26 protein-coding genes are annotated in these 26,260 nt (G+C 62.3%); 14 read left to right on the top strand and 12 right to left on the bottom strand.

What is annotated here, in order from left to right; genetic code table 11:
- Window positions 1–44: 44 nt before the first annotated feature.
- The 5 genes from PU133_RS15700 to PU133_RS15680 all read left to right on the top strand — a co-directional run bounded on the left by PU133_RS15700 (window position 45) and on the right by PU133_RS15680 (window position 4,892).
- Window positions 45–1,109: an ABC transporter ATP-binding protein gene (locus PU133_RS15700; protein ID WP_404862450.1), complete on the top strand. Its 1,065-nt coding sequence runs from the start codon at window positions 45–47 to the stop codon at window positions 1,107–1,109.
- Window positions 1,102–1,983: an ABC transporter permease gene (locus PU133_RS15695; RefSeq protein WP_404862449.1), complete on the top strand. Its 882-nt coding sequence runs from the start codon at window positions 1,102–1,104 to the stop codon at window positions 1,981–1,983. The genes PU133_RS15700 and PU133_RS15695 overlap by 8 nt, the downstream gene beginning before the upstream one ends.
- On the top strand, window positions 1,980–2,789 hold the full coding sequence (locus tag PU133_RS15690; protein WP_404862448.1) for an ABC transporter permease: 810 nt from the start codon (window positions 1,980–1,982) through the stop codon (window positions 2,787–2,789). The genes PU133_RS15695 and PU133_RS15690 overlap by 4 nt, the downstream gene beginning before the upstream one ends.
- Before the next feature lie 89 nt (window positions 2,790–2,878).
- On the top strand, window positions 2,879–4,015 hold the full coding sequence (locus tag PU133_RS15685) for an Mrp/NBP35 family ATP-binding protein (protein ID WP_404862447.1): 1,137 nt from the start codon (window positions 2,879–2,881) through the stop codon (window positions 4,013–4,015).
- A 121-nt stretch (window positions 4,016–4,136) separates the two neighbouring features.
- Window positions 4,137–4,892, top strand: a complete 756-nt coding sequence (locus PU133_RS15680; RefSeq protein ID WP_404862446.1) for an SDR family NAD(P)-dependent oxidoreductase — start codon at window positions 4,137–4,139, stop codon at window positions 4,890–4,892.
- On the opposite strand, the gene PU133_RS15675 is transcribed toward PU133_RS15680, so the two are convergent.
- Complete coding sequence (locus tag PU133_RS15675) at window positions 4,889–5,623, bottom strand: DUF3750 domain-containing protein (protein WP_404862445.1); 735 nt, start codon at window positions 5,621–5,623, stop codon at window positions 4,889–4,891. The two genes, PU133_RS15680 and PU133_RS15675, sit on opposite strands and share 4 nt — an antisense overlap.
- Before the next feature lie 107 nt (window positions 5,624–5,730).
- On the opposite strand from PU133_RS15675, the gene PU133_RS15670 reads away from it, so the two are divergent.
- On the top strand, window positions 5,731–6,738 hold the full coding sequence (locus tag PU133_RS15670) for an asparaginase (RefSeq protein ID WP_404862444.1): 1,008 nt from the start codon (window positions 5,731–5,733) through the stop codon (window positions 6,736–6,738).
- A gap of 22 nt (window positions 6,739–6,760) precedes the next feature.
- Here PU133_RS15670 and PU133_RS15665 read toward each other — a convergent pair whose 3' ends face one another.
- Window positions 6,761–8,134: a TIGR03808 family TAT-translocated repetitive protein gene (locus tag PU133_RS15665; protein ID WP_404862443.1), complete on the bottom strand. Its 1,374-nt coding sequence runs from the start codon at window positions 8,132–8,134 to the stop codon at window positions 6,761–6,763.
- A gap of 189 nt (window positions 8,135–8,323) precedes the next feature.
- Here PU133_RS15665 and PU133_RS15660 point away from each other — a divergent pair, with 189 nt between their 5' ends.
- A complete protein-coding gene (locus tag PU133_RS15660; RefSeq protein WP_404862442.1) occupies window positions 8,324–8,827 on the top strand; it encodes a ferritin-like domain-containing protein in 504 nt (167 codons plus the stop codon).
- Between the two features lie 57 nt (window positions 8,828–8,884).
- Here the strand turns inward: PU133_RS15660 and PU133_RS15655 are convergent, their stop codons facing one another.
- The 5 genes from PU133_RS15655 to PU133_RS15635 all read right to left on the bottom strand — a co-directional run bounded on the left by PU133_RS15655 (window position 8,885) and on the right by PU133_RS15635 (window position 13,578).
- Window positions 8,885–9,274, bottom strand: coding sequence for a type II toxin-antitoxin system death-on-curing family toxin (locus PU133_RS15655; protein WP_404862441.1), 390 nt, complete (start codon window positions 9,272–9,274; stop codon window positions 8,885–8,887).
- Window positions 9,271–9,492: an AbrB/MazE/SpoVT family DNA-binding domain-containing protein gene (locus PU133_RS15650; RefSeq protein ID WP_126011033.1), complete on the bottom strand. Its 222-nt coding sequence runs from the start codon at window positions 9,490–9,492 to the stop codon at window positions 9,271–9,273. Before PU133_RS15650 ends, PU133_RS15655 begins: the two co-directional genes overlap by 4 nt.
- A gap of 54 nt (window positions 9,493–9,546) precedes the next feature.
- On the bottom strand, window positions 9,547–11,694 hold the full coding sequence (gene scpA, locus PU133_RS15645; RefSeq protein ID WP_404862440.1) for a methylmalonyl-CoA mutase: 2,148 nt from the start codon (window positions 11,692–11,694) through the stop codon (window positions 9,547–9,549).
- Window positions 11,691–13,055, bottom strand: a complete 1,365-nt coding sequence (locus PU133_RS15640; protein ID WP_404862439.1) for a methylmalonyl-CoA mutase family protein — start codon at window positions 13,053–13,055, stop codon at window positions 11,691–11,693. Before PU133_RS15640 ends, scpA begins: the two co-directional genes overlap by 4 nt.
- Window positions 13,056–13,227: 172 nt before the next feature.
- Window positions 13,228–13,578, bottom strand: a complete 351-nt coding sequence (locus tag PU133_RS15635; RefSeq protein ID WP_126011030.1) for a hypothetical protein — start codon at window positions 13,576–13,578, stop codon at window positions 13,228–13,230.
- Between the two features lie 164 nt (window positions 13,579–13,742).
- On the opposite strand from PU133_RS15635, the gene PU133_RS15630 reads away from it, so the two are divergent.
- Window positions 13,743–15,329 carry a helicase HerA-like C-terminal domain-containing protein gene (locus PU133_RS15630; RefSeq protein WP_404862438.1) on the top strand — a complete coding sequence of 529 codons (1,587 nt, stop codon included), beginning with the start codon at window positions 13,743–13,745 and terminating at the stop codon, window positions 15,327–15,329.
- 61 nt (window positions 15,330–15,390) lie between these two features.
- Here the strand turns inward: PU133_RS15630 and PU133_RS15625 are convergent, their stop codons facing one another.
- Entirely contained in the window at window positions 15,391–16,176 is a 786-nt protein-coding gene (locus PU133_RS15625; protein WP_404862437.1) for a L,D-transpeptidase, read from the bottom strand.
- A 137-nt stretch (window positions 16,177–16,313) separates the two neighbouring features.
- A complete protein-coding gene (locus tag PU133_RS15620) occupies window positions 16,314–16,964 on the bottom strand; it encodes a haloacid dehalogenase type II (RefSeq protein ID WP_404862436.1) in 651 nt (216 codons plus the stop codon).
- A gap of 170 nt (window positions 16,965–17,134) precedes the next feature.
- On the opposite strand from PU133_RS15620, the gene PU133_RS15615 reads away from it, so the two are divergent.
- From PU133_RS15615 to PU133_RS15600, 4 genes are all read left to right on the top strand, one after another.
- The gene (locus tag PU133_RS15615) at window positions 17,135–18,010 is read left to right on the top strand and encodes a branched-chain amino acid aminotransferase (protein ID WP_404862435.1); all 876 of its coding nucleotides are present in this window, start codon (window positions 17,135–17,137) and stop codon (window positions 18,008–18,010) included.
- 127 nt (window positions 18,011–18,137) lie between these two features.
- The gene (locus PU133_RS15610) at window positions 18,138–18,740 is read left to right on the top strand and encodes a superoxide dismutase (protein ID WP_404862434.1); all 603 of its coding nucleotides are present in this window, start codon (window positions 18,138–18,140) and stop codon (window positions 18,738–18,740) included.
- A gap of 150 nt (window positions 18,741–18,890) precedes the next feature.
- A complete protein-coding gene (locus tag PU133_RS15605) occupies window positions 18,891–19,346 on the top strand; it encodes a c-type cytochrome (protein ID WP_404862433.1) in 456 nt (151 codons plus the stop codon).
- A 73-nt stretch (window positions 19,347–19,419) separates the two neighbouring features.
- Entirely contained in the window at window positions 19,420–20,325 is a 906-nt protein-coding gene (locus tag PU133_RS15600; protein WP_404862432.1) for a c-type cytochrome, read from the top strand.
- A gap of 27 nt (window positions 20,326–20,352) precedes the next feature.
- Here the strand turns inward: PU133_RS15600 and PU133_RS15595 are convergent, their stop codons facing one another.
- Both PU133_RS15595 and PU133_RS15590 read right to left on the bottom strand, forming a co-directional pair.
- Window positions 20,353–20,697 carry a hypothetical protein gene (locus PU133_RS15595; RefSeq protein ID WP_404862431.1) on the bottom strand — a complete coding sequence of 115 codons (345 nt, stop codon included), beginning with the start codon at window positions 20,695–20,697 and terminating at the stop codon, window positions 20,353–20,355.
- Between the two features lie 101 nt (window positions 20,698–20,798).
- Window positions 20,799–22,895, bottom strand: coding sequence for a S9 family peptidase (locus PU133_RS15590; RefSeq protein WP_404862430.1), 2,097 nt, complete (start codon window positions 22,893–22,895; stop codon window positions 20,799–20,801).
- A gap of 163 nt (window positions 22,896–23,058) precedes the next feature.
- Between PU133_RS15590 and PU133_RS15585 the strand changes: the two genes are divergently transcribed.
- Window positions 23,059–23,226, top strand: coding sequence for a hypothetical protein (locus PU133_RS15585; RefSeq protein ID WP_404862429.1), 168 nt, complete (start codon window positions 23,059–23,061; stop codon window positions 23,224–23,226).
- 16 nt (window positions 23,227–23,242) lie between these two features.
- Here the strand turns inward: PU133_RS15585 and msrB are convergent, their stop codons facing one another.
- Window positions 23,243–23,656, bottom strand: a complete 414-nt coding sequence (gene msrB, locus PU133_RS15580) for a peptide-methionine (R)-S-oxide reductase MsrB (protein ID WP_126011020.1) — start codon at window positions 23,654–23,656, stop codon at window positions 23,243–23,245.
- Between the two features lie 225 nt (window positions 23,657–23,881).
- Here msrB and PU133_RS15575 point away from each other — a divergent pair, with 225 nt between their 5' ends.
- The gene (locus tag PU133_RS15575) at window positions 23,882–26,260 is read left to right on the top strand and encodes a putative monovalent cation/H+ antiporter subunit A (RefSeq protein ID WP_404862428.1); all 2,379 of its coding nucleotides are present in this window, start codon (window positions 23,882–23,884) and stop codon (window positions 26,258–26,260) included.

The following is a 26,260-nucleotide window of genomic DNA, read 5'->3' as shown; positions in this document are numbered from 1 at the left end:
CCCCTCACTCTTCATCTCTGGAATTCCGCAACTTTCGAGGCTTCATGTCCCATTCGGTCGAACTGCAGGGTGTCGGCATGACATTCGGCAAAACCCGCGCCGTCGGCGATGTGAGCTTCACGGTGGAAGGTGGCGAATTCTTCTCTATTCTCGGCCCCTCGGGCTGCGGCAAGACGACGATCCTGCGCATGGTCGCAGGCTTCCTCCAGCCGACCGAAGGCAAGATCCTCATCGGCGGCAACGACATGGCGGGGCTCGGCCCCGATCAACGCCCGACCGCGATGATCTTCCAGTCCCTGGCACTGTTCCCGTTGATGCCAGTTTGGGAAAACATCGCCTTCGGGCTGGAGGCTCGTGGCGTCGCGAAGGCTGAACGTCGCCGGAAGGCGGACGAGCTGCTCAAGCTGATTGCGCTCGAAGGCTATGGCGACCGGATGCCGGGTGAGCTTTCAGGCGGCCAGCGTCAGCGTGTCGCGATTGCCCGCGCGCTCGCGGTCGAGCCGCAGGTTCTGCTGCTCGATGAACCGCTTTCCGCGCTCGACCTGAAACTGCGCCAGCACATGCGCGCCGAACTGCGGGCGCTGCAAAAGCGCACGGGCGTAACCTTCATCTACATCACCCATGACCAGTCGGAAGCGCTCGCCATGTCCGATCGCGTGGCGGTGATGAGCGCCGGCGTGCTGCAGCAGGTGGGTGCGCCGCGTGATCTCTATGACAACCCGGCGACGCCTTTCGTGGCGAAGTTCGTCGGTGAGACCAATACCTATCCAGGCATCGTCCGCGCCATCGACGGGAAGACAGCCAGTATCGAGACGGCTCATGGCACGATGCGGGGCAGGGCGGGCCCGGCACTTTCGGTGGGCAGCAAGGCCAGTCTCTATGTGCGGCCGGAAGCGCTTAAAGCCGCTTCGGTCGACAATGCGGTCGCGGCAACCGTCGATCGCTTCGATTTCGAAGGCGCCTTCGCGCTGATCCATGCGCGCCTGCCCGATGGCGCGCCGCTCGTCGCCTCCGTTGGCAGCCTGGATTTCGCCGATGCGCCGAAACCGGGCGAGACGGCCCGCTTCGGCTTTGCGCCCGACCATGCCGTGGTGCTCGCCGATGGGTGACGTCTTCAAGCGGTTCGGGGGCGGGCTCGGCACGGTCTTCACCGCGCTGGTGCTGGTCTGGCTGGCCGGAATGGTGCTGGCGCCGAACATCACCATGATCGACTATGCGCTGCGGCCGAACCTGCCGCCTTCCGCGATCGGCGGCGACCAGGACGTCTATTCGCTGAGCAACATTCTGTACCTTGCCGGCGAAGACGTGCACCGCGCGATCTTCTTCAAGACGATCTGGGCAAGCGCGCTCGTTGCGTTCATCACCTTCGTCGTCTGCTACCCCATTGCCTATTGGCTCGCGCAGAACGCGACACCGAACCAGACGGCGCTGGTACTGCTCGCGCTGACCATCCCCTTCTGGATTAACGAGGTGCTGCGAACGCTCGCGTGGTATATCCTGCTCGCGTTTCGCGGACCGCTCAACGAAGCACTGCTCGCGATCGGGATCATCGACGCGCCGGTGCGCTGGTTCGGCGATACCGGCGTGCTCGCCGGCATGGTCTACGCCTACATCCTCTTCATGCTGTTCCCGATCTACAACGCCATCGAGAGCCTCGAAAAATCGCAGGTTGAGGCGGCCAAGGATCTGGGCGCTTCGACATGGCGCATTCACGCGCGCGTAGTCATCCCGCATGCCAAGGCAGGCATCGCGACGGGTTGCGTCTTCACCTTCATGCTGGCGGCCGGCTCTTACGTCGCCCCGGCATTGCTCGGCGCGCCCGGCAGCCGCTGGTTCACGCAGATCATCTACAACTGGTTCTTCGAAGGCGGGAACTGGAACCGCGGCGCGGCCTATGCGCTGGTTCTGCTCGTGCTGTGTCTCGTCGTCGTTCTGGTGACGCTCAAGCTTGCGCGGGTCAATCTGACGGATGTCGCGAAATGAGGGCGAGCGACGTGATCCGCAACGCGCTCTTCGCGCTCTATTTCGTGGCGTTCTTCGCCTATCTGTTCCTGCCGCTCGGCATCATGGGGGCGGCGACGTTCAACGAGAGCCGGTTCCCGACCGTCACGCCGTGGCAGGGCACGACCCTGCAATGGTTCAACGAATTGTGGGCGGATGCCGCGATGTGGCAGTCGCTGTGGACCTCGGTCGTTATCGCCTTCTTCGTCGTTCTCGTATCGCTGCCGATCGGCACGGCAGCGGCGCTCGTGCTGACCAGCCTGCACCAGAAAGCCCGCGGCCCGCTCTATGCGGTGATGGTGTCGCCGCTTCTGACGCCCGGCGTCGTGATCGGCATCGCGACGCTCGTCCTGTGGCGCCAGCTCGGCGTCGGCGGCGGTGTGTTCCTGATCGTCGTTGCCCAGTCGAGCTACATCATCTGCTACGTGATGCTGATGATCGCGGCCCGCTTGCAGCGCTTCGATCGGACGCAGGAGGAGGCGGCGCTTGGCCTCGGCGCATCCAAGTTCATGGTGTTCCGTCGCGTGCTGCTGCCGTTCCTGAAGCCGGCGCTGATCGCAGCTGCGTTCCTCGCCGTTCTGCAATCGATCGAAAACTACAACACGACGCTCTTCGTGCGCGGCTTCGACACGCCGCTGACGGTCTATATCGCCACCAAGGTGCGCACGGGCCTGACGCCTGCGGTCAATGCGCTCGCGCTCATCATGATCACTGCATCGATCCTCGGCGCGATCGCCTACGAGGTGCTGCGCCGGCGTGAAGCCCGTCGCAAGGCGAATTTGGCCTGAGCTTTAAACCAAAAGAGAAGGCTTTTGCACTTGGATCGGCGGACGGAAGTCATTAGCTCTGGCCCAAACGCAATGGGAAGGCCGAAGCCATGGCAGCGCCGAGCAAAGAAGACGTCCTCGATCGATTGAAGCAGGTGCCGGGCCCCGACGGGCAGGGCAATGTCGTCGAACTCGGACTCGTGTCCGACGTCTTCATCGCCGACGGCAAGGTCTTCTTCTCGATCAGCGTGCCGGCCGCCCGTGCCAAGGAGCTGGAGCCACTCCGCGCGGCAGCTGAAGATGCCGTGAAGACGATCCCCGGCGTGTCTTCCGCCATGGTCGCGCTGACCGCGGAAAAGAAGGCGAGCGCCACCGCGCCGGCTCCGAGCGCGCCGGCCGGCTCCGGCGAGCCCCGTCGCGAGCCTGCTCCCCGTGCGAAATCCGAGGTGGAAGGCATCGGCGCGATCATTGCGGTCGCCTCCGGCAAAGGCGGCGTCGGCAAGTCGACGACCGCGGTCAATCTCGCGCTTGGCCTCAAGGGCCTCGGCCTGAAGGTGGGCGTTCTCGATGCGGACATTTACGGCCCTTCGATGCCGCGCCTGCTGCATATCGGCGGCCGCCCCAAGACGGTGAACGGCCGCACGCTCGTGCCGATGGAAGCCTATGGGCTCAAGGTCATGTCGATCGGTTTCCTCGTGGACGAAGAGACGCCGATGATCTGGCGCGGCCCGATGGTGATTTCGGCGCTGACGCAGATGCTGCGCGAGGTTGCGTGGGGCGAACTCGACGTGCTGATCGTCGACATGCCGCCCGGCACAGGCGACGCACAACTGACCATGGCGCAGCAGGTGCCGCTGGCAGGCGCGGTGATCGTCTCGACGCCGCAGGATCTGTCGCTCATCGATGCCCGCAAGGGCTGGAACATGTTCAAGAAGGTCGACGTGCCGCTGCTCGGGCTGGTCGAGAACATGAGCTATTTTGTCTGCCCCGATTGCGGCTCGACGCACGATATTTTCGGCCATGGTGGCGCGCAGAAGGAAGCCGAGAAGATCGGCATCCCCTTCCTCGGCGCCGTGCCGCTTCACATCGACATTCGCGAGATGTCGGACGCGGGAACCCCGGTCACGGTGACGGCCCCCGATGGTCCCCACGCCAAGATCTACGGCGAGATTGCCGAAAAGGTCTGGAACAATCATCTGGCGCGCAAGGAAAGCGCCAGGGGCGGCCCAGCGATCGTCTTCGAATAATACGGATCGCTTGATCCCTGTTCGTGCATTTGCAGCAGGGATCGTGCCATAGTGCCGTTCCACCTTTGGGGAGGCATCGGCATGAGCGGCGCGGTCGACGAAGAATGCGGGGTGGCAAGCGATGGCCAGTGAGCGCCACGTGGTCGTCACCGGTGGGGCATCGGGCATCGGCCTCGCCACCGTGCATGCGCTTGTCGACGACGGCTACGCCGTCACGATCATCGATGCCGGCGGATCCGCCATTTCCGCAGCCGAAGAGAGCCTCGAAGGCGAAGACGTGTTCTGCACGAGAGCGGATGTCACCGACGAGGAAGAAATCGCGGAGGCGTTTGAAGCTGCCGCCGAAGAGTTCGGGCCGATCACGGGACTGGTCAACGCCGCCAATATTCTTCGCGTGGCACCATTCGAAGCAACGAGCGCGGAGCTTTTTCGCCAGATCCTCGACGTCAATCTCGTGGGCGCGTTCATCACCTCCGCCGCGGCGCTCGATCGCATGGGGGACGCGCTCTCGATCGTGAATGTGAGCGCTGTGTCCGGCATGAGAGCCAATGCCGGCCGCGCCGCCTATGGCGCTTCGAAGGCAGGGCTGATCAGCATGAGCCAGGCTATGGCAGTGGAGCTGGCGGCAAGCGGCATCCGGGTCAACTGCGTCGCGCCGGGACCGATCAACAAGGAAACGACGATCGACACCCACTCGGCAGAAGATCGCGCACGGTGGTCGGAACGGGTGCCGCAGCACCGATATGGTCTGCCGGAGGAAGTGGCGGCCGCCATCCTGTTCCTGCTGTCGGACCAGGCGAGCTACATCAACGGCCAGGTTCTGGCTGTCGATGGGGGTTTCTCGGTTGCAGGGTTGATGCGACCCGTGGGGCGTTAATAGACCGACACGAGGCCGAAGGCCGGCACTTTGATGCCGATGCGTTTGATGTCGATACCGGCCACGAGGCCCATCAGGTGGACTTCGAAGCCGCTGTGCCAGCCGGCGGAAAAGCCCGCCAGGCCAAAGAGTGTCGCGTGCACATCGAGCCCGTCATCCGAGACGGCAAAGAAGCGCCCGCCTGAGAGGTAATCCCGACCCACCGCGTTGGGCGGGAGCACGAGGCCGAGTTCAGGCACGTCACGCAGGACATGGGCGACGAAGGAATTGGAGTTCGGACCGGGATAAATGCGGTATCCGCGATCACCGTTCGCGCCCTGATGCGGATAGGCAGCGATGGCTGCTTTCACCTTTGGGATCAGCCGTTCCGCCTCGGTACCGTGAACGCTGCCGACGATTTCCGGCAGGTTCGAATACCAGCGCGCATCGGCGGGATAGCCGTCCATGCGCACCGGGCGACCCCAGCCCACCTTGTCGTAGCGGTGATAGCGTTCGCCCGCACGCTTGGTGACGATCCAGCTGTGGGTGGCAAAGGCACCCTTCATGCCGCCGGTCCGCGCCGCCATGATGTAGATCGCAGCTTCGGAATTAGACGATGCGTCGGGCAGCATGCCGCTTGCCGACCAGTCTGCCTGGCGCCAGGAGGACGGCCGGTCGACGCTCGCCCACCAAGCGGCTGACGCGAGCGCCGGTGCGATGAAAATGGCGAAAACGGCAATGATGATGGCCATCACGGAACGCGCGCGGCTCCCGGTTCGCCGATCTCCAGGTCCATGTTGCATCGCTTCAAGCCAACCCCTATCAGTTCGCCCATCCAACAAGAGCTTGAGGCGAATTCATGTCCAATCCCGTTCTGGTCGAAGTGACGCGCGGCGCGCTGGTCGAGAGCCGACACCGGGGCGCCATCGCAGTTGTCGACGCAGACGGGAAGATGGTGCTCGGGATCGGCGATGTCGAGCGCCCGGTGTTTCCGCGATCCGCCGTCAAGACGATGCAGGCACTGCCGTTGATCGAGAGCGGTGCGGCTGATGCTTTCGGGTTTGGCAACGCCGAGCTGTCGCTCGCCTGTGCGTCCCATTCCGGCGAGGCGGAACATGTGGCGCTGGCGGCGAGCATGCTCAACCGCGCTGGCCGCGATGCCGATGTGCTCGAATGCGGCTGCCACTGGCCGTTCGATCAACATGTGCTGATCGATCTGGCAAAAAGCGGCAAGGCGCCGACGGTCCTGCACAACAACTGCTCCGGCAAGCATGCAGGCTTCGTGGCGACTTCGGTGCACGCCGGAATTCCGACCGAAGGCTACGTGACCTACGATCACCCCATTCAGCGCGAGATTCGCGGTGTGGTGGCAGCGCTGACGGGAACGGCGCTCGAAATGGACAGGTGTGGCACGGATGGCTGTGCCATTCCGACCTATGCCGTGCCGCTGGACCGGCTGGCGGACGGGTTTTCGAGAATGGTCACGGGCAGGGGGCTCGAGGCAGAGCGCGCCAAGGCGGCGCGCCGGCTGTTCGACGCCTGCATGGCCGAGCCATTCTACATGTCGGGATCGAAGCGGGCCTGTCTGAACCTGATGCAGGCGGCGCCCGGCCGGATATTTGCCAAGACCGGCGCGGAGGGCGTGTTCTGCGCGGTGCTGCCCGGGCAGGGGCTCGGCATAGCGCTGAAATGCGACGATGGCGGCACGCGGGCGTCCGAAGCCATGATCGCCGGTCTGCTCGCACGGCTGATGGGATCCGAAGATCCAGCCTACGCCGCGCTCGATGCTCTGGCCAACAAAACCCTGCGGAACTGGAACGGCACCGAGGTCGGCAAGATAAGAGTGACCGACGCTTTGACGCAGTGAAGCCAGCCGCTTTCCATGTGCGCTAGATGACGCGATTGCGTTCCACCGTCAGGTGCGCAGGCGTCTCTTCACCCGAGGCGAGGTCGGCGGTCGCCGGCTCCCCCCAGCGGAAGCCGACGACCGCGCCCTCCGGAGTTCCTTCGATTACATTGTCGGAAATGAGCGCCTGCTGCGCTTCTTCTACGACTGTGACCGCAACGCCGACCGGTACAGCACGCACAATGTTGCCGGTCACGGATACGTTGCGGAGGAAGGGCCCCCAGCCCATGAGAATGCCCCATTTCGAGACATTCTCGATCGAATTGCCGGTCACTGCCGTGTCGGCTTCGATGGCGATGCCCCAGCCGAAGCCGGGGCCGATCGGTTCGTAAGGATCGGGCGCCACGATGTTGCGCACGATGTTGTTGGCAACGGTTGCCAACCGGCCGCCTTCGTTGAAGTTGGCGACGGAGATGCCGTTGGCTCCGCCATCGATGAGGTTCGATGCAATGACTGCGCCTTCGAAGGAAAATTCCGAGTAGAGCGCCGTCTCGCCGGAGCGCAGGCACTGATTGCCGACGATCTGGACGTTCGATCCCGAGTTGGATCGGATGGCCGAGAACGCGCAATCGGACACGTGGTTGTTGGCGATCATGACATTCGCCGCGCGAAAGACGTTGATGCCATTGCCGTTTTGGCCAGTACCGCCATCGGCGGCGCCGATGCGCTCGACGCGGTTGTTCGTCACGATCGAGTTGTCCGGCCCATCCTCCCAGCGATGGATGAGGATGCCGCCATTGGCACAGTCGAAAACGTGGTTGTCGGTGACCGTCAGCCCGGTCGACTGGACAGCATAGATGCCGACGCCGGCCGCACCCGAGATGCGTGTGCGACGGATGCCGCCGCCACAGGCCTCGAGCGCGAGCGCATTGCGCTGGCTTCCGATAAATTCACACTCATCAAGATCGAGCCGCGAGACGTTGCGCGCCACGAGACTGCCGGTTGCCCAGGTGTCGAGCCAACGGTTGGCGCCATCGACAACGATGCCTTTCATTGAAACCGTCTCGGCGTTCTCGGCGGCAAGAAACGAGCCTTCGCCCGTGTAGACGAGACGTGAAGCGCCGGGCACGCCCATCAGCCGCGCGCCGGCCGGCAGGGTGATGTTGGAGACGCGGTAGACGCCGGGCGGCAGGAACACCGGTTTTCCCTCGGGCGCAGCTTCGGCGAGCAGCCGGTTCAACAGCGCCCCCTGATCCACATCGGTGCCGGCACGCAGGCCGCCAGACTGCGCGTCGATCGCCCCCCGAAGATCGACCTGCGCGAAAAGCTGGCCGGCGCGCGCCGGCACCGATACGGAAACCGTGCACGCGGCTGCCGAGGCCAAAACCGCCTGGATTGCCGCTCGCCGTCTCATCATGGTTACGCCTTTCTTGCTGCCCTCAGCACAGCAAGCGGCGTGCCAGTTGTTTCTGTGCCGTTATGGGACAGGAGGCGCGAGGAGAACGGAAAGAGATTTTCCGGGCGAGAGGAACATCGGGCGCACTTGAAGCTTGGATGGGCCTGCCGCCGATAATCGGCGACGCAACTTTTAGAAGGATCGCCCAACATGGCCAAAGAAAAGACTCTGCAGGATCTCTTCCACGATACGCTCAAGGACATCTATTACGCCGAGCGCAAAATCCTGAAGGCGCTGCCGAAGATGAAGCGTGCGGCCCAGTCGGAAGAGCTGAAGGCAGCATTCGAAAAGCATCGCGAAGAAACCGAAGGTCAGATCGAACGCCTGCAGCAGGTATTCGAGCTTCTCGGAAAGCGCCCACAGGGCAAAACTTGCGATGCGATCGAAGGGATCATCGCCGAAGGCGAAGAGATCATGGACGAATTCAAGGGCACGGCAGCGATCGATGCAGGCCTGATTTCGGCCGCACAGGCTGTCGAGCACTACGAGATCGCACGCTACGGCACGCTGAAGCGCTGGGCGGAAACGCTTGGCATGAAGGACGCTGCTAAGCTGCTTGACGAAACGCTGCAGCAGGAAGGCAAGACCGACGAAGATCTGACCACGCTGGCCGACAAGGTCGCCAATCCGGCTGCCATGGAAAAGGCTGCCTGAAGTCTGACAAGGTGATCGCGGTCCGCCATTCCACTTGAGGGTGGCGTGTTCTCGATCCTATTCGGCAATGGGGACGACGTGATCGCGGAAAAACCGCGTCGCGCCGTCCTCGTCGATTTCTCCAGCTGCGACGCCGAGAACGAAGGCGTAGAGCTTCGCATCATCCGTTTCCAGCATGAAGCCGTTGCTCATCAGGAAGACGCCGGCAGCAACGATGGCGATACGTTTGTTGCCATCAACGAAAGCATGATTTTTAGCGAGCCCGAAAAGATAGGCTGCGGCGAGCTCGCAGATGTCTTCGCATCCGTAAGCCGCTTTATTTTCGGCCCGAGCCAGCGCGGATTCAAGGGCACCCGGATCGCGTAGGCCCTCCGCACCGCCATGGCGCTTCAGCTGCTCACGATGCATGGCCTCGACAAGTTGCCGCGACAGGAAGTCCCAGCTCATTCAGCAAGCTTTTTGAGAGCGACCTTGTATCGATCCATGAACTGGTGAGCGAGCTTCATTTTCTCCGCGAAATCATCTTCGGCAGGCTTCAGGAAGATGTTGCCGTTCTCTTCGCGCAGCTCGAGCGTGTCGCCGGACTTCAAGCCATGGCGCTCAAGCACCTCCTTCGGCAGGATGATGCCTTCGGAATTCCCAATGCGACGAACCTGAACGTTCATGGCGACCTCCAATGTAATAACAGAAGTTATAACTTAAGGGGCGATCGGTCAAGATCAAGCCGCTTGCGGCCTGCTTCTTATGGCTGCGATCAGTTCGAGCGCCGCTTCGGCGATCACCGTGCCTGGCGGGAAAATCGCGTCGGCACCCGCGCGACGCAGCGCCTCGAAATCGTCTGGCGGGATGACGCCTCCAACCGCGATCAGCACGCCGTCGCCGCCGCGCCTGTCGAGCGCGGCTTTCAGTTCGGGGACCAGCGTGAGGTGACCGGCAGCCAGCGAGGAGGCGCCAACGATGTGCGCGCCTTCCGCAAGCGCGAGGTCGGCGACTTCTTCCGGCGTCTGGAACATCGCACCGACGACGACATCGAAGCCAAGATCGGCAAAAGCCGTGGCGATGACCTTCTGGCCACGATCATGCCCGTCTTGTCCCATTTTCGCGACCAGGATCCGCGGCTTCACGCCCGTTTCGCGTTGAAACGCCTCGACTGCCCGCACAGCTTCCTCGAAGGCCGGGTTCTCGCCGCCGATTTCCTTTCGGTAGACTCCCGAGATGGTGCGAACCTCGGCCACGTGGCGGCCGAATGCCTTCTCGAGCGCGAGGGAGATCTCACCCACCGTCGCCCGGGCGCGCGCTGCTTCCACGGAGAATGCCAGCAGATTGCCCTGGCCCGAGCGAGCCGCTGCGGTCAGCCGATCGAGCGCGGTCTCAACGGCGGCGACATCGCGCGTGCCCTTCAATTGCTGCAGCTTGGACAGTTGGCGGGCGCGCACTTCGGCATTGTCGACCTTAAGCACGTCGACTTCGATTTCTTCCGACGCCCGGTACGCATTGACGCCGACGACCGTCTGCTGGCCGCTGTCAATCCGGGCCTGGGTGCGGGCAGCGGCTTCCTCGATCCTGAGCTTCGGGATGCCCTGTTCGATCGCTTTGGCCATGCCGCCGAGGCTTTCCACCTCTTCGATATGCGTGAGCGCGCGGGCGGCGAGGTCGTGCGTCAGCCGCTCGACATAGAAGGAGCCGCCCCATGGATCGATCAGTTTCGTCGTGCCTGACTCCGCCTGGAGAATGAGCTGCGTGTTGCGGGCGATCCGCGCGGAATGATCGGTCGGTAGCGCCAGCGCCTCGTCAAAGGAATTGGTGTGAAGGGACTGGGTATGGCCCTGCGTCGCCGCCATGGCCTCGAGCATGGTGCGCATCACGTTGTTCATGGGATCCTGCGCAGTCAGAGACCAGCCGGAGGTCTGGCTGTGGGTGCGCAAGGCCAGCGAGCGCTGATCCTTGGGATCAAAGTTCTTCTTCATCAAAGTGGCCCATATGAGCCGGGCAGCGCGCAGTTTCGCGACTTCCATGAAGAAGTTCATGCCGATCGCCCAGAAGAAGGAGAGGCGGGGCGCAAAAGCGTCGATGTCCTGGCCGCTCGCCACGCCGGCGCGGGCATATTCGATGCCGTCCGCGATCGTGTAGGCGAGCTCCAGGTCGGCCGTCGCGCCGGCTTCCTGCATATGGTAGCCGGAGATCGAGATCGAATTGAATTTCGGCATCTTTTCCGCCGTGTAGGCAAAGATGTCCGAGACGATCCGCATCGATGGTTGTGGCGGGTAAATGTAGGTGTTGCGGACCATGAACTCCTTCAGGATGTCGTTCTGAATGGTCCCGGCAAGCTTCTCGGGCGGCACGCCCTGTTCCTCGCCGGCAACGATATAGAGCGCCATGATCGGCAGCACCGCGCCGTTCATGGTCATCGATACGGTCATCTCGTCGAGCGGGATGCCATCGAAGAGCTGCTGCATGTCGAGGATGGAATCGATGGCGACTCCGGCCATGCCGACATCGCCCGCGACACGAGGATGGTCGCTGTCATAGCCGCGGTGCGTGGCGAGATCGAAGGCGATCGACAGGCCTTTTTGGCCGGCAGCGAGGTTGCGGCGGTAGAAGGCGTTTGATTCTTCGGCGGTCGAGAACCCGGCATATTGGCGGATCGTCCAGGGCTTCTGGACATACATTGTCGGATAGGGACCGCGGATGAAGGGGGCAATGCCGGGATGGCTGTCGAGATAGGGCAGGCCATCGATATCGGCCGCACCATAGCTCTGCCGCACTGCGATCCCTTCCGGCGTCTGCCATTCGCCGCTTTTAGCGGTAGGAATCTCGATGGCGGGCGACTGCCAGCCGATCGTGGTGAAATCGGGAAGCTTGCTCATGCGGCTTCTCCCGCCTCGCGCATCTCGTCGAGCCGAACCGGTGACAGGGCACCGCGTTCCATAGTGGAAGGATCGCGCTCCATCGATACCGTCATCGGCCGATCACGCGTCGGTTGAAAGCGTGTCGTGCCGATGATCGTGCGTTGCCCGGCGGCTATTGCTTCATGACGCGCACGTCGCTTCTCCGCGATGCGTGCGGTGAAAAGCCCATGCTGGATGCTCTGCGTGAGGCCACCTTCGCCCTCGATCTGCTGGAAGACCTGCCAGCCCAATTCGGCAAGCTCTGTGGTGAGATGCTCGATGCCGCCGGAGCCAGCGCCGGGATCGAGAACATGGGCAAGGTGGCCCTCATCGATCAGGACAGCCTGGGTGTTGCGGGCGATGCGGCGGGCGAAACGGTCGGGAAGGCCGAGCGGAAGCGTGTGGGGAAGAACGGACACAGAATCCGCGCCACCGATGCCCGCGGAGAACACCGCGATGGTGTTGCGCAGGATGTTGGTTTCCGGGTCGCGCTGCGCAAGAATGCGGTAGGAGGTCTCGGCATGGAGATGTGCGCCGAAGGGTTCCTCGATGCCGAGCAGTTCCATCAAACGCGCATGGAGGATGCGAAGCGCCCGGAACTTGGCGATCGTCAGGAACTGGTCCTGGTCGGCCGAAAGCACGAATTCAGTCGCGGCGAGCGCCGAATCCACATCGATCCCGGTCCGCTCCGCCATGCGCAGTGCCTCGACGGCAGCGGCAAGCGTGAAACCGAGTTCCTGAGCCTCGCTCGCACCAGCGTTATGCGCGAGAGTCCCGTCGGCACGCATGACGGTCCCATCGAGGTCGAGATCGAAGGCCCGTGCGATCACATCTGGCCCATGCTGGACAAGCGGAGAAATGCCGAGATCCACATGGGCGGTGTCGTCTTCGGGCCGCGCTTCTAGCCCATCCAGAAGCGCGCTCAAATCCTTGGCCAGTGCATCGAAACGAATTTCCTGTACGCCACGGATCGTCGCCAGATGCTTGGGGAGATGATCGATATCGACGCCGAAACCATAGGCAGAGGCAGCGCCGGTCAGGGATATCGACAATCCCGTGGCACCACCGCCGATATCCGCTTCGATCTGCAGTTCGGCCCGCGGCAGGTCGGGGTCATCGAGCCGCTGGGAGATCGTCCAAGGCTGCGCCGGATGCGAGCGGGCTCTTAAAGAAGCGTCGGGAACGCGATCTGCGATTGGACCGAATGCGATGCCATCGTCGGTGCGGCTGACGAGTGCTTCATCAAATGTTGCACCCCTTAAAGCGCGCATGACGAGAGTACGCCAATCCTCGGCTGAGGAGGGGGCGAAGGCAGTGGTTTCGAAAAGATCGGGCGTCATCGAGCGTCTCCCACCGATTTGCGGTGCGAGGCGGACAATATGGGGCCGGCGACGGCCGTGCAACGCGACGGAAGACCAAGGCGGGCGCCTCAGGCAGCCCATCCGACAAAAAAGCAGGCTCAGATCGTGGACGATGTCCGTATCTGAGCCTGCCTTGATCGTGATGCTCAGCTCAAACGAACTGGCTGAGACCTGGGATGGACGCGACGACCTGGTCGACCGTCTCTTCGCCCACATGCTGCTTGGCGAAGGCAACCGTCTCGCGGGCGACGCCGGAGATTTCGCCCATGCCGAGGCCGGCCGACATCAGCTGCTGGCCGAGACCCATGACGCCACCGCCGGTGGCTTCGCCGCCATGTTCAGCGACGGCTTCCGGACCGCCGGGGATACCTTCGACCATCTTGGCTGCCGGTCCATCGGCGCCTTCGCGCTGCAGGAAACCGAGAATGAGGCCGACGGCCTTGCGGGCAGTTGCATCATCGATGCCGACATTGGCCGTGATGCGGGAAATCAGTTCGTCCATCTTCTGGCTCCTTCTCCCTTGGATGACGTGTACGTCAACGTCATATGGGCGTTCCCTCGCAATCGCAAGCTCTCGCGCGACGCCGTCTGAATGAGCTTTTGCAAATGGATCAGCTTTGCGCAACATACGATCACAGGCGTTCTTCGAAGGGATGACGAGGCCACATGCTGCAGGACGGAAAGCTGTATATCGGAACCAGCCGTGATCCCGGCGATGCCAACAAGAAGGGCGAATATCTCGATCTCAAATATGCCAATCGCCACGGCCTGATCACCGGCGCGACGGGAACGGGCAAGACCGTCACCTTGCAAATTTTGGCGGAAGCGTTTTCCGCAGCGGGCGTTCCCGTGTTCTGCTCCGATGTGAAAGGCGATCTGGCCGGTCTCGCCATGGCGGGGGAGAGCAAGGGGTTCCTGGAGGAGCGCGCGCAGAAGATCGGCCTCGATCCCTATGGACACCGGGCAACGCCTACCGTCTTTTGGGATCTTTTCGGAGAGAAGGGTCACCGCGTCCGCACGACCATGACCGAGATGGGCCCACTTTTGCTGGCCCGCATGATGGACGCCTCGGAAGCGCAGGAAGGCGTGTTGAACATCGCCTTCAAGATCGCGGACGAGCATGGCTTGCCGATCCTGGATCTGAAGGATCTGCGCAGCCTCCTCATCTATATGAGCGAGCAGGCGAGTGCTCTCTCGGCGATCTATGGCAACATCTCGCCGCAGTCGGTGGGCGCGATCCAGCGCAGCCTTCTGGTTCTTGAGCAGCAGGGGGCCGAGCAGTTCTTCGGCGAGCCCGCGCTTCGGATCGAAGATTTGATGCGCACGACGGTCGACGGTCGCGGCATCGTCAATGTGCTCGCCGCCGAACGGTTGATGATGAACCCGCGGCTTTACGCGACGTTCCTGCTTTGGCTGCTTTCGGAACTGTTCGAGGAACTGCCCGAAGTGGGCGATCCGGAAAAACCGAAGCTCGTCTTCTTCTTCGATGAGGCACATCTTCTGTTTTCCGAAGCGCCAAGGGTGCTTCTGGAGCGGGTGGAGCAGGTCGTTCGGCTGATCCGCTCGAAAGGGGTCGGCGTCTATTTCGTCACGCAGAACCCGCTCGATGTGCCAGAGACTGTGCTGGCGCAGCTTGGCAACCGCATCCAGCACGCCCTGCGCGCCTATACACCGCGCGAGCAGAAGGCCGTGAAGGTTGCAGCCGAAACGTTCAGGCAGAACCCCGAATTCGATTGCTTCGAGGCGATCACGCAGCTCGGCACGGGCGAGGCGCTGGTGTCCACACTGGAAGCGAAAGGCGCGCCATCCATGGTGGAACGCACGCTCATCCGTCCGCCATCGTCTCGGCTCGGACCGATCGACGATGCCGAGCGGCGCGCGATCATGGCAACGTCGCCGGTTGCGGGGCTTTATGATCGCGACGTGGACAATGAATCGGCCCACGAGATCTTGACGGCGCGCGCGGCTCAGGTGGCCGCAGCGGAAGAAGAGCGGCGGCGCAAGGAAGTCGAAGCGGAGACGGAAGTTCAGGAAACGCGGCGTTGGACCCTGCCGGGCTTCGGCGACAACGAAGCGGATGACTATGATGCCCGCGGCCGAAAGACGTCGGGACGGCGGGCCGCGACTCGCTCCGGCTATCAGCGGCAGACGGTGACGGAAACCGTCGTCAAGACCGTTGCGCGAACGGCGGCGAACCAGATCGGCCGCGCTCTGGTGCGCGGTATTCTCGGCAGCCTGAAGCGCGGGCTCTGAAACAAAAAAGGCCGGGCGGAGCTAAGCTCAACCCGGCCTCTCTATCAAAGCGCGATCAAAATCAGGCGACGGTCGGTGCCACCATGCGCGGCAGGTTGCCCGTGACGAGGATGGGCGTTCCGTTCGGTACACGGTCGTGCAGATCGATCACGTCCTGGTTCAGCATGCGCACGCAGCCGGAAGAAACCGACTTGCCGATCGTCCACCATTCCGGCGAGCCGTGAATACGGTAGATCGTGTCGACGCCGTTCTGGAAAATGTAGAGCGCACGCGCACCGAGCGGGTTGTCGAGGCCTGGATCCATGCCGCCATTGGCGATGGAGTAGGGCTCGAGCTCAGGCTGGCGGGCGACCATCTCATCCGGCGGAGTCCAGCGCGGCCAGGCGCGCTTGTACTGGACGACGGCGCGGCCCTGCCACGCGAAGCCTTCACGGCCCAAGCCGACGCCGTAGCGCATTGCCTGGCCATCTTCCCGCGTCAGGTACAGGAAGTGGTTGTTTGTATCGACCACGATCGTACCCGGGCGTTCGCCCGTCGGATCCTGAACGAGCTGGCGCAGATAGACGGGGTCCATGCGCTCGACCGGGATGGCGGGAAGCGGGAACTGCTCCTGCGGCATCGGTGCGTACATGGATGCGAACGGGCTCACGCTCGGCGGGATGCCGGCGCCACGATCAAGCGGCGACCGGTAGAGCGGATTGGTTTCGGCGTTGAACTCTGCCGTGGACATGCCGGTGGTGCAGCCCGCCAAAGCGAGGAGCGATGCTGCGCCGCCGCCGAGAAAGGCACGGCGGCCGAGTGCGGAGTGATCCCGCCGCTCCCGGACTGTGTTGGAAATACTCATCATGTGTCCCGCTGTTAGGAAACGTTATCGAAATGACGTGGGCACCGATTTGTTCCCGCATTGTGTCGGAGTGCGGGCAGTATGTTGCGCAAATGTAACACTCGTGATCGACCTTGCGTTCTTACACAGTCTGCAGCGGTTCAAAGGCCCGAAAGGCTGGGCAGGATCAGGGACGGTGCGAGATCCGGATATTCGTCTGGCATCTGGTTGCGATTGATCCACACGGGCCTAAATCCGAATTTCGCTGCACCTGCAATGTCCCAGCGATTGGACGATTGGAACGAGATCGCTTCCGGATAGGCCCGATAGCTCGTGGTTACGAGGTCGTAGACCTCCGGTGCCGTCTTGAAGACGCGCAGGGCATCGACGGAGAAGATGTCGTCGATGATCTCATTCAACGCGGCATTGCGTACGGCTGATTCCAGCATTGCGGGCGATCCGTTGGAAAGGATGGCCACTTTGGCGCCGCGTGCCTTGAGTGCTTTGAGCACACCGGGAACTTCAGGGTAGCAGTCGAGCTTGAAATAGGCATCGAGCAGGGTAGCCCGCACCGAGCGATCGACGTCCGGCATCGAGGCCAAGGCGAAATCGAGCGCTTCTTCCGTCAGCTGCCAGAAGTCGCGGTATGCGCCCATCAGGCTTCGGACCCAGGAATATTCCAGCTGTTTGGCGCGCCACAATTGCGAGAGTGCCGGCCCTTGAGGTCCGATTTCGGAGGCGTGCCGGCGGACTGCGGCGTGGACGTCGAACAGCGTGCCATAGGCATCGAAAACGTAAGCGGCATGGGTCATCGACAAGCTCCTGCGATCGCTTCTTGAAATGCGAAACGATCATCGCACCGCGGTATCACGCAGTGACGAGCGATGGAATGCAAGACCGGCAGGCGCGCCACCGGTTGCCCTCGCGTTGACCTTCGCGCCGGCCCGGCGCTAAGCAGGCAGTAAATCGAGGAGATATCGACATGACCGTAGACACAAGAGCGCAATCCGCCACCTGGACCTATGTCGACGGTGACTGGCATGAGGGCAACCCGCCTCTGATCGGTCCGCGGTCGCATGCCATGTGGCTCGGATCCACCGTGTTCGACGGGGCGCGCTGGTTCGACGGCGTGGCGCCGGATCTCGATCTGCACTGCCAGCGCGTCAACGCGTCGGCAAGCGCACTCGGCATGATCCCGACGGAAGAAGCTGGTTCGATAGAGGGTCTGGCCAAGGACGGCCTGAAGAAGTTCGACGGCAAGACGGCGGTCTATATCCGGCCGATGTATTGGGCCGAGCATGGCGGCTACATGGGTGTGCCGGCCCAAGCGGAATCGACGCGCTTCGCGCTTTGCCTCTACGAATCGCCGATGATCGCGCCGAGCGGCTTTTCTGTGGGCGTTTCGCCCTTCCGCCGCCCGACCATCGAGACGATGCCGACCAATGCGAAGGCTGGCTGCCTTTATCCAAACAATGCGCGTGCGATCCTCGATGCGCAGCGGCGCGGCTTCGACAACGCGCTCGTCCTGGACATGCTCGGCAACGTCGCTGAAACAGGGACCTCCAACATCTTCATGGCGAAAGACGGCGTCGTCTTCACGCCCGCTCCCAATGGCACCTTTCTCAGCGGCATCACGCGCGCCCGTGCGATCAAGCTGCTGCGCGACGCGGGGATGGAGGTTGTCGAAAAGAGCCTCCGCGTTGCCGATTTTCTGGATGCGGACGAGGTCTTTTCGACCGGCAACCACTCCAAGGTGGTGCCTGTGACCAGAGTCGAAGATCGCGAAATGCAGGCCGGACCGATCGCAGCTAAGCTCCGCTCGCTCTATCTCGATTGGGCCCGCGGTTTTCCGGTCTGACTCCGAGCAAGCGAGGCCCTTCGCAAGGAACAAATAGGTGAGCGGCACCGTTGCCGGTCCGAGCCCCGGCGCCTATGTAGCGCTGGGACTGAATTTTAGAAATCTCTATATTCGAAAGGAGAGCGATATGGCTTTCGAACTTCCGGACCTGCCGTATGCCTATGACGCGCTGCAGCCCTACATGTCGAAGGAGACGCTCGAGTATCACCACGACAAGCACCACAATGCTTACGTGACGACGGGCAACAAGCTTCTTGAAGGTTCGGGCCTCGAAGGTCAGAGCCTCGAAGACATTGTGAAGGGCTCCTACGGCAAGAACCAGGCGCTCTTCAACAATGCTGGCCAGCACTACAACCACAAGCACTTCTGGAACTGGATGAAGCCGAATGGCGGCGGCAAGAGCCTGCCCGGCGATCTGCAGAAGGCGATCGACAGCGACCTCGGCGGCTACGACAAGTTCCGCGAAGACTTCATCGCTGCCGGCACCGGCCAGTTCGGCTCGGGCTGGGCCTGGATTGCCGTGAAGAACGGCAAGCTCGAAATCATGAAGACGCCGAACGGCGAAAGCCCGCTTGTTCACGGTGCAACGCCGATCCTCGGCGTCGATGTCTGGGAGCATTCCTATTACATCGACTACCGTAACGCGCGGCCGAAATACCTGGAAGCATTCGTCGATAATCTCGTGAACTGGGAATATGTCGACGAGCTTTATCAGGGCGCTCGTGGCTGAGGTCACGACGTCCACACGTTTATGTGATCCAAACCCCGGTCTCACAGGCCGGGGTTTTTGTTGTGCCGTCACAGGCCGATGACCAAGATGCGGTTGTGTCGCAGACCGCGCCGCACGTGCCAGTTCCCGCAAAAGCAACGGAGATCGACGATGAAGTCCAGACTAGCCATCGCAGCAGCACTGCTTTCCATCTCGGCGGCCCTGATCCATCCCGCATCGTCACAGGACGGCGTGCCGCAGGAAGTTCGTCAGGATCTGATGGATGAAGTCGGCGATGCGACGGGCGTGATGGGCAACATGGTTCGAGGCCGGACGGATTATGACCCGGCAGCGGTTGCCGCTGCGCTGCAAACGATTTCGGAAAACACGGCGGTCTTCGCCGACTATTTCCCCGAAGGGTCCGAGACGGGCTACGAGACCGAAGCGCTTCCGGCTATCTGGGAAAACAAGGCGGATTTCGAGCGGCTCTCCCAGGAAATGTCCACCAAGGCAGCTGAACTTGCCGCCGCGGTTCCGGCTGATCTTGCCTCCTTCCAGCCGGTCTTCCAGGACTTCACGCGCGGATGCGGCGCGTGTCACGAAGATTACCGCCAATCTGACGACTAGCACCGCGCCCGTCGGCACCATCATCGTCGCGCCGGAGATCACGCCGGCTCGACGAACAGGAAAGTGGAAAAGCATGCTGATACGCATCTTGGTCGCGATGTTCATCCTGGCCGCAGCCCTCGGCACCACGCTTTGGGCAGTTGCCGCACCGGACAGGCTTCCTGAGACGGCGTTCGACGGCTTGGGCGCGCCGGACCTCGCCAATGGAGAGCTCATCTTCAACGCCGGTAACTGCGCTTCATGCCATGGTGCTTCGGAGACAAGCGACGCCTCGGATGGCGCAATCGTGCTTGCCGGCGGGCATGCCATCGACAGCGATTTCGGCACGTTCCACGTTCCGAACATCTCCAATGGGCCGGCGGGTATTGGTGACTGGAGCTTCGAGGATTTCGCAAACGCCATGCTGCGCGGCGTCGCACCGGATGGCAGCAATTACTATCCGGCGTTCCCGTATGCGTCCTATTCGATGATGGACATCAGCGACGTCAATGACCTGTGGGGCTATCTCAGGTCCCTGCCTGCCAGCGACAATGAAGCGCCGGCCCATGAGGTAAGCTTTCCGTTCAACGTCAATCGCGCGATCGGCATCTGGAAGTATCTCTACATGCCCGATGGCGCCTATGTGTCGATCGATCCGAACGACACGGTGCTGCGGCGTGGCCAGTATCTGGTGGAGGCTGTGGGTCATTGCGGGGAATGCCACACGCCACGCGACATTCTGGGCGGGCTCGAGGCCGACGAATGGCTGGCTGGCGCACCCAACCCGAGCGGGCAGGGCACAATCCCAAACATCACGCCAGCTGGAAGCGTCGCCGACTGGACCGCTGACGATCTCGCATACTTCTTCGAATCGGGCTTTACGCCCGACTTCGACAGTGTCGGCGGCTCGATGGTCGCGGTGCAGCGCGGGCTCGCCACTCTGCCGGCGTCAGACCGGGAAGCGATTGCCGCTTACCTCAAGGTCATACCGGAACACTGAAACTAGTCATGGCCGCAGGCCAGACTTTCAAGCCGCGTAAGAACGGCACCACCGGTTGAACACGATGTGCGCTGCACTCTGAGCCGCATAAAGCCAAGCCTCGCATTCGGCTTCCGTGCGGAAGCAATGGGCATCGGTGTACTGGTTGATGCCATCGTCGCCCGTGAACGCGCTTTCCTGAGCACCGCGCAGGAAGCCTTGCCAGTAGCTGCCACCCTGTTGTTGCAGGACGTTGCAATTCGCGCCGGATGGGCCGCCGAAAAGACCTTGAGCGGCGGCCTCTGGAACGGGCACAGTCAAGATACTGGCGGCCGCGACGCCAAGGCTGGCAAGAGCCACGCGTTTTGTGCCCTTCATGCTACGATCAGTCATCGGATCCATCCTCCTGGTATCGAGCACTCCACCCGTTGATATGGACACGCAGTTGTTACCGGAAACGGGTTTTCACGGCGATGTGACCGCTGAACTCTCATTCATGCGGCCTTGCCGACGACCTTCAGTGCGAACGCGTATTCATGCGCGATCTCTTCCAAGCGCTGGAAGCGACCGGATGCGCCGGCATGGCCCGCATCCATGTTCGTCTTGAAGAGAATAGGTCCGCCGCCGGTCATCGTCTCGCGGATGCGGGCGACCCATTTTGCCGGTTCCCAATAGGTGACGCGCGGGTCCGTCAGGCCGGCGATCGCAAAGATCGGCGGATAGGTCGTCGCCGTCACGTTCTCATAGGGAGCATAGGAGGCGATGAGATCATAGGCATCCTTGGATGCGATCGGGTTACCCCATTCGGGCCATTCCGGCGGGGTGAGCGGCAGGGTGTCGTCGAGCATCGTGTTCAGCACGTCGACGAACGGAACGGCCGCGATGATGCCGCCGAACTTTTCAGGCGCCATGTTGACGACGGCGCCCATCAGCATGCCGCCCGCCGATCCGCCCTGTGCGACGATTTTCGAGTGGCTGGTGAAACCTTCGGCGACGAGATGATCTGCCGAGGCGATGAAATCGGTGAAGGTGTTGAGCTTATGCTCGCGGCGGCCCTTGTCGTACCAGCCAAACCCCTTGTCCTTGCCGCCCCGGATATGGGCGATCGCGTAGACAAAGCCGCGGTCGACCAGCGACAGGCAGTTGGTGTTGAAGGACGCCGGAATGGTGATGCCGTAGGAACCATAGCCATAGAGCAGGCAGGGCGCGCTGCCATCGAGCTTGGTGTCCTTGTGATAGATCAGGCTGACCGGTACGGTTTCCCCGTCGGCTGCGGGCGCCATGACGCGGCGTGTTACATAGTCGTCCGGGTTGTGGCCCGATGGCACTTCCTGTGTCTTCAGCAGCGTCCGCTCGCGTGTGCGCATGTCGTAATCGTAAAGCTGCGATGGCGTCGTCATCGACGAGTAGCTGAAGCGGATGATGTCGGTGTCGTATTCGAGCGAGCCTTGCAGACCGAGCGAATAGGCCTCCTCGTCGAAGGCGATCGCGTGCTCTTCGCCGGTCTCACGGTCGCGCACGATGATGCGTGGCAGGGAGTTTTCCCGTTCCAGCCAGACGAGGAAGCGGGAAAACGCCATGTGCGCCAGAATGAGTCGGCCCGGCTTGTGCGCGACCACGTCGCGCCAGTTTGCGCGTTCCGGCTGATCGACCGGTGCCTCGACGATCTTGAAATCCTCAGCCCCACCGGCGTTTGTGAGGATGAAGAAGACATCGCCGCCTTCGGTCAGGTCGTATTCGATGCCGGTTTCGCGCGGCGCGACGAGCTTTGGCTCGGCAAACGGATCATTGGCCGGCAGAAGGCGGAATTCCGACGTTTCATGATCGTGGATGTCGATGAAGATGAAGTCATCAAGGCGTGAGCCGCCGACGCCCATGAAGAAGCCGGTGTCGGTTTCTTCATAGATCAGGCGATCCTCGGTGACCGATGTCCCGAGCCGATGGAAGAATATCTTCGATGGACGATGGTTCTCGTCGAGCCGCGTATAGAAGAAGCCGGAACCATCGGCGCACCAGGTGCCGCCGCCGCCCGTATTCTCGACGATGTCTTCCAGATCCTGCCCCGAAGCGAGATCGCGCACCTTGACGGTGTAGAACTCCGAGCCCTTGTCGTCGTAACCCCAGATGGTGCGGGAATGGTCGGGGCTGTGGCTTGAGCCGGCGAGACGGAAGTAATCTCTGCCTGCGGCCTCTGCATCGCCGTCCAGAATGATCTCGCGGCCGCTTCCGTCGCGGGCTTCACGAAAATAGCGGGGCTGCTCGCCGCCGGTCACAAACTCGGTGCCGTAGGCAAACGGCCCATCCGGCGAGGGGACGGAGGAATCATCCTCCTTGATCCGCGCCTTCATCTCCTTGAATAGCTGATCGCGAAGCACCGTCGTGTCGGCCAAAGCTGCGCGCTGATAGGAGTTTTCTGCCTCCAGATGCTGCCGGATCTCCGGCTCCAGCGTCTCCGGGCGCTTGAACATCTCCTGCCAGTTCGCCGTCCTCAGCCACGCATAGTCGTCGGTCCGGGTGACGCCATGGCGAGTATCCGTGGTCGGACGACGCTCCGCGCGAGGGGCATCTGGAAGATCGTTGAAGGCGGTCAATGCGCTGTCTCCAAGTGTAATAGTTCGTGTCGGTATGTGAACGGATAAGCCACATCCGTCCTTGATGAATGGCTGATGAATGGCATCATCAGCCTCGGTTCAGCGAACTGCTGCCACATTTGCGTCATGCTCGTGTGGCGGTCGCCGGGCGAAGAGGGAAAAGATGATGCGTTGGATCTTCGTTGCGGTCTGGATTGGTGGCCTTGTGTCCGCAGTGCTGGCCGTAGCTGCAGTGCCGGAGCGCAACGCCTCCGGCATCGTCAACATCCAGCAGCTGTCGCCAAACGCCGTCGACCACACCCGGCTCGAACGCGAGGCCGAGCGGTTCTGACGCCGGCCGTCGCGCATCATCGGTTGTCGGGATCAAACGCCATCGCCACGCCGTTCATGCAGTAGCGCAGGCCCGTCGGGCGGGGGCCATCCGGAAAAACGTGGCCGAGATGCGCGTCGCAATCGGCACAGCGGATCTCGGTTCGGGTCATGAACCATGACCGATCCTTGTGCTCGCTCACGGCTTCAGGCTCGACAGGCTCGTAAAAGCTCGGCCAGCCGGTGCCCGACTCGAATTTCGTCTCCGACCGAAACAGCGGCTTATCGCAGCAGATGCAACGATAGAGCCCCGGTGCCTTCTGGTCCCAATTCGGACCGGTGAATGCTCGCTCGGTTCCGTGCTTGCGGGTGACATGGAACTGCTCCGGCGTCAGCTGCTCGCGCCATTCCGCTTCGGACTTTTCGACTTTCAGTGTCTTGGTGTCGCTCATGTGATGACCATTCGCTTGCGTCGATGCTCGTGTGGTGACAGGTAGTTATTCTACACCGCAAGACAATGATGGATGTCGTCGATGGGCCGATGATTATTGTCGACTGTTGTCAATAACGTAGACGATCCACTTGCATGGGAACGCGCCTCAAATTAAGTAGGCCGGCACGTTTTCGCCGCAATCCGTGCGGCGGCAATCCTGCGATAAGAAGGTTCGGGAGAGACCATGGGTGCCGAAGCGGCAGGCACGACGCTGGCGATGATGCTGCTGCCGTTTATCGCGGCGCTGTTCGCACCTTTTCTCGTTCGTCAGTTGAAGCAGAATGCCGCCTGGGTGTTGGCGGCCGCACCTGCCGCGATCTTCATCTACATGCTGGCTCATCTCGGTGCGGTCAGCGCAGGTGAGACGATCACGGGCGGCTTCGCCTGGATACCGAGCATTGGCGTCGACTTCTCCTGGTACATCGACGGCCTGTCGCTCACCTTCGCGCTATTGATCTCCGGCATCGGCACGCTCATCGTCATCTATGCGGGCGGGTACCTCAAAGGGCATCCGCAGCTTGGGCGCTTCCTGTCCTTCATCCTGCTTTTCATGGGCGCGATGCTTGGCCTTGTGCTTGCAGACAACTTCCTCACGCTATTCGTCTATTGGGAGCTGACGTCGATCACGTCGTTCCTGCTGATCGGCTTCGATCACACCCGTGAGGCCTCACGCCGCGCGGCCCTGCAGGCGCTGATCGTGACCGGCGGGGGCGGGCTTCTGCTTTTGGCCGGCTTGCTTCTCGTCTGGAACGTCACCGGCATCGGTTCGATGTCGGAACTGCTCGCGTCCGGCGACGTGATGCGCGACAGCCCTTACTATCTGGCAGCTCTTATCCTTGTGCTTGGCGGCGCGTTCACGAAATCGGCGCAGTTTCCGCTGCACTTCTGGCTGCCGAACGCCATGGAGGCGCCGACGCCGGTCTCGGCCTACCTGCATTCGGCGACAATGGTGAAGGCCGGGGTCTACCTGCTGATGCGGCTCAATCCGGCATTCGGCGACACAGTGGCATGGGAAACGATCCTGCCTGTCTTCGGTGGCACGACGCTCATCGTCGGCACGCTGCTTGCCGTTCGCCAGACCGATCTGAAGCTGATGCTCGCCTATACGACGGTGTCTTCGTTGGGTCTGCTGGTGATGCTCACCGGCTTTGGCAGCGAGCATGCGATCGAAGCGGCCGTGCTCTATCTTGTGGCGCACTCGCTGTTCAAAGGCTGCCTCTTCATGGTGGCGGGCACGATCGACCACGAGGCGGGCACGCGCGACGTGACCAAGCTCGGCGGCCTGCGCGCCGCGATGCCCATCACCTTCGCGGCCGCGCTCGCAGCGGCGATTTCGATGGCGGGCCTGCCGCCATTCTTCGGATTTCTTGCCAAGGAAGAGATCTATTACGCACTTTGGGCGACGAGCCCCTGGGCCCTGACCTTCACCCTGGTGGCCATCGTCGGCAACGCGCTGATGCTGGTGATCGGCTTTGCCGTTGCCTTGAAGCCGTTCCTCGGTTCGCCGGTTCAGACGCCCAAGCACGCGCATGAAGGGCCTGTGATGCTGTGGCTCGGCCCCGTGGTGCTTGCCTCCGCCGGTCTTCTGGCCGCGCTCCTTTCAGGCTTCTTCCATGCCGGGATATCGACGCCGATGGCCTCCGCCGTCGCAGGAGAGGCGACCCCGGTTTCCATTTCGCTGATCCCCTCGATCGGCATGCCGCTTTTCCTCTCGATCCTCACCGTCGCCGCCGGGATCGGCGCCTATCTGGCGGTGGACCAGTTGCGGGGAACGATCGCAAACGTCCTTGCGGCGATCGGGTGGGGGCCGGACCGCGGTTTCGACCAGTTCATGCGCGGTCTCGTCCGCTTCTCGTTCCGCGTCACGGTACTTCTTCAGCCCGGGCGGCTGGACTTCTACGTGAAGGTGACATTTGCCTTCATCGCGCTCGCCCTTCTCCTGCCGATGGTGTTGTTCGACGAACTGCCACAATGGCCGGCCTGGCCGAGCGATATCCGTTTCCACGAACTCGCGATCATCGGCATCGGCATTCTTGGTCTCTTCGCGGTGATCGTCGCCAAGGACAGGGTGACGGCCATCGTGTCGCTCGGGATTCAGGGTTTCGCCGTCGCGTTGATCTTCATGCTCTTCGGCGCGCCGGATCTGTCATTTACCCAGTTCATGGTCGAGACCCTGTCGGTCGTCATCCTCGCTTTGGTGATGACGCGGCTTCGGCTGAATGCCTCCGACTACCGGCCGACGGGCGAGCGGATCGTCAGCGGCGCCATCGCGATCGCAGGTGGACTGGCCTTCACGCTCTATCTGTTGAAGGTCACGCAGGGCACGCTCGACATGCGGCTGACGGAGTTCTTCAACGAATTCTCCCGTCCGATCGCCCACGGCGCCAATATCGTGAACGTCATTCTGGTCGACTTCCGCGGCACAGATACGCTGGGCGAGATCGCGGTGGTGACGGTTGCCGGTCTGGCCATCCTGGCACTGTTGCGCGTGCGCACGCGTCATCGGTCGCGGCCGATGGTGGATGCGCCGATCGCACCGCGAACAGCCGAGGGCGAGGCGTGA

Origin of the sequence: Georhizobium sp. MAB10 (genome assembly GCF_045012825.1) — a bacterium.
In the GTDB taxonomy this organism is placed as follows: domain Bacteria; phylum Pseudomonadota; class Alphaproteobacteria; order Rhizobiales; family Rhizobiaceae; genus Georhizobium; species Georhizobium profundi.
Note: the sequence above shows the minus strand (reverse complement) of the source record. Positions and strands in the feature narration are given on the sequence as shown.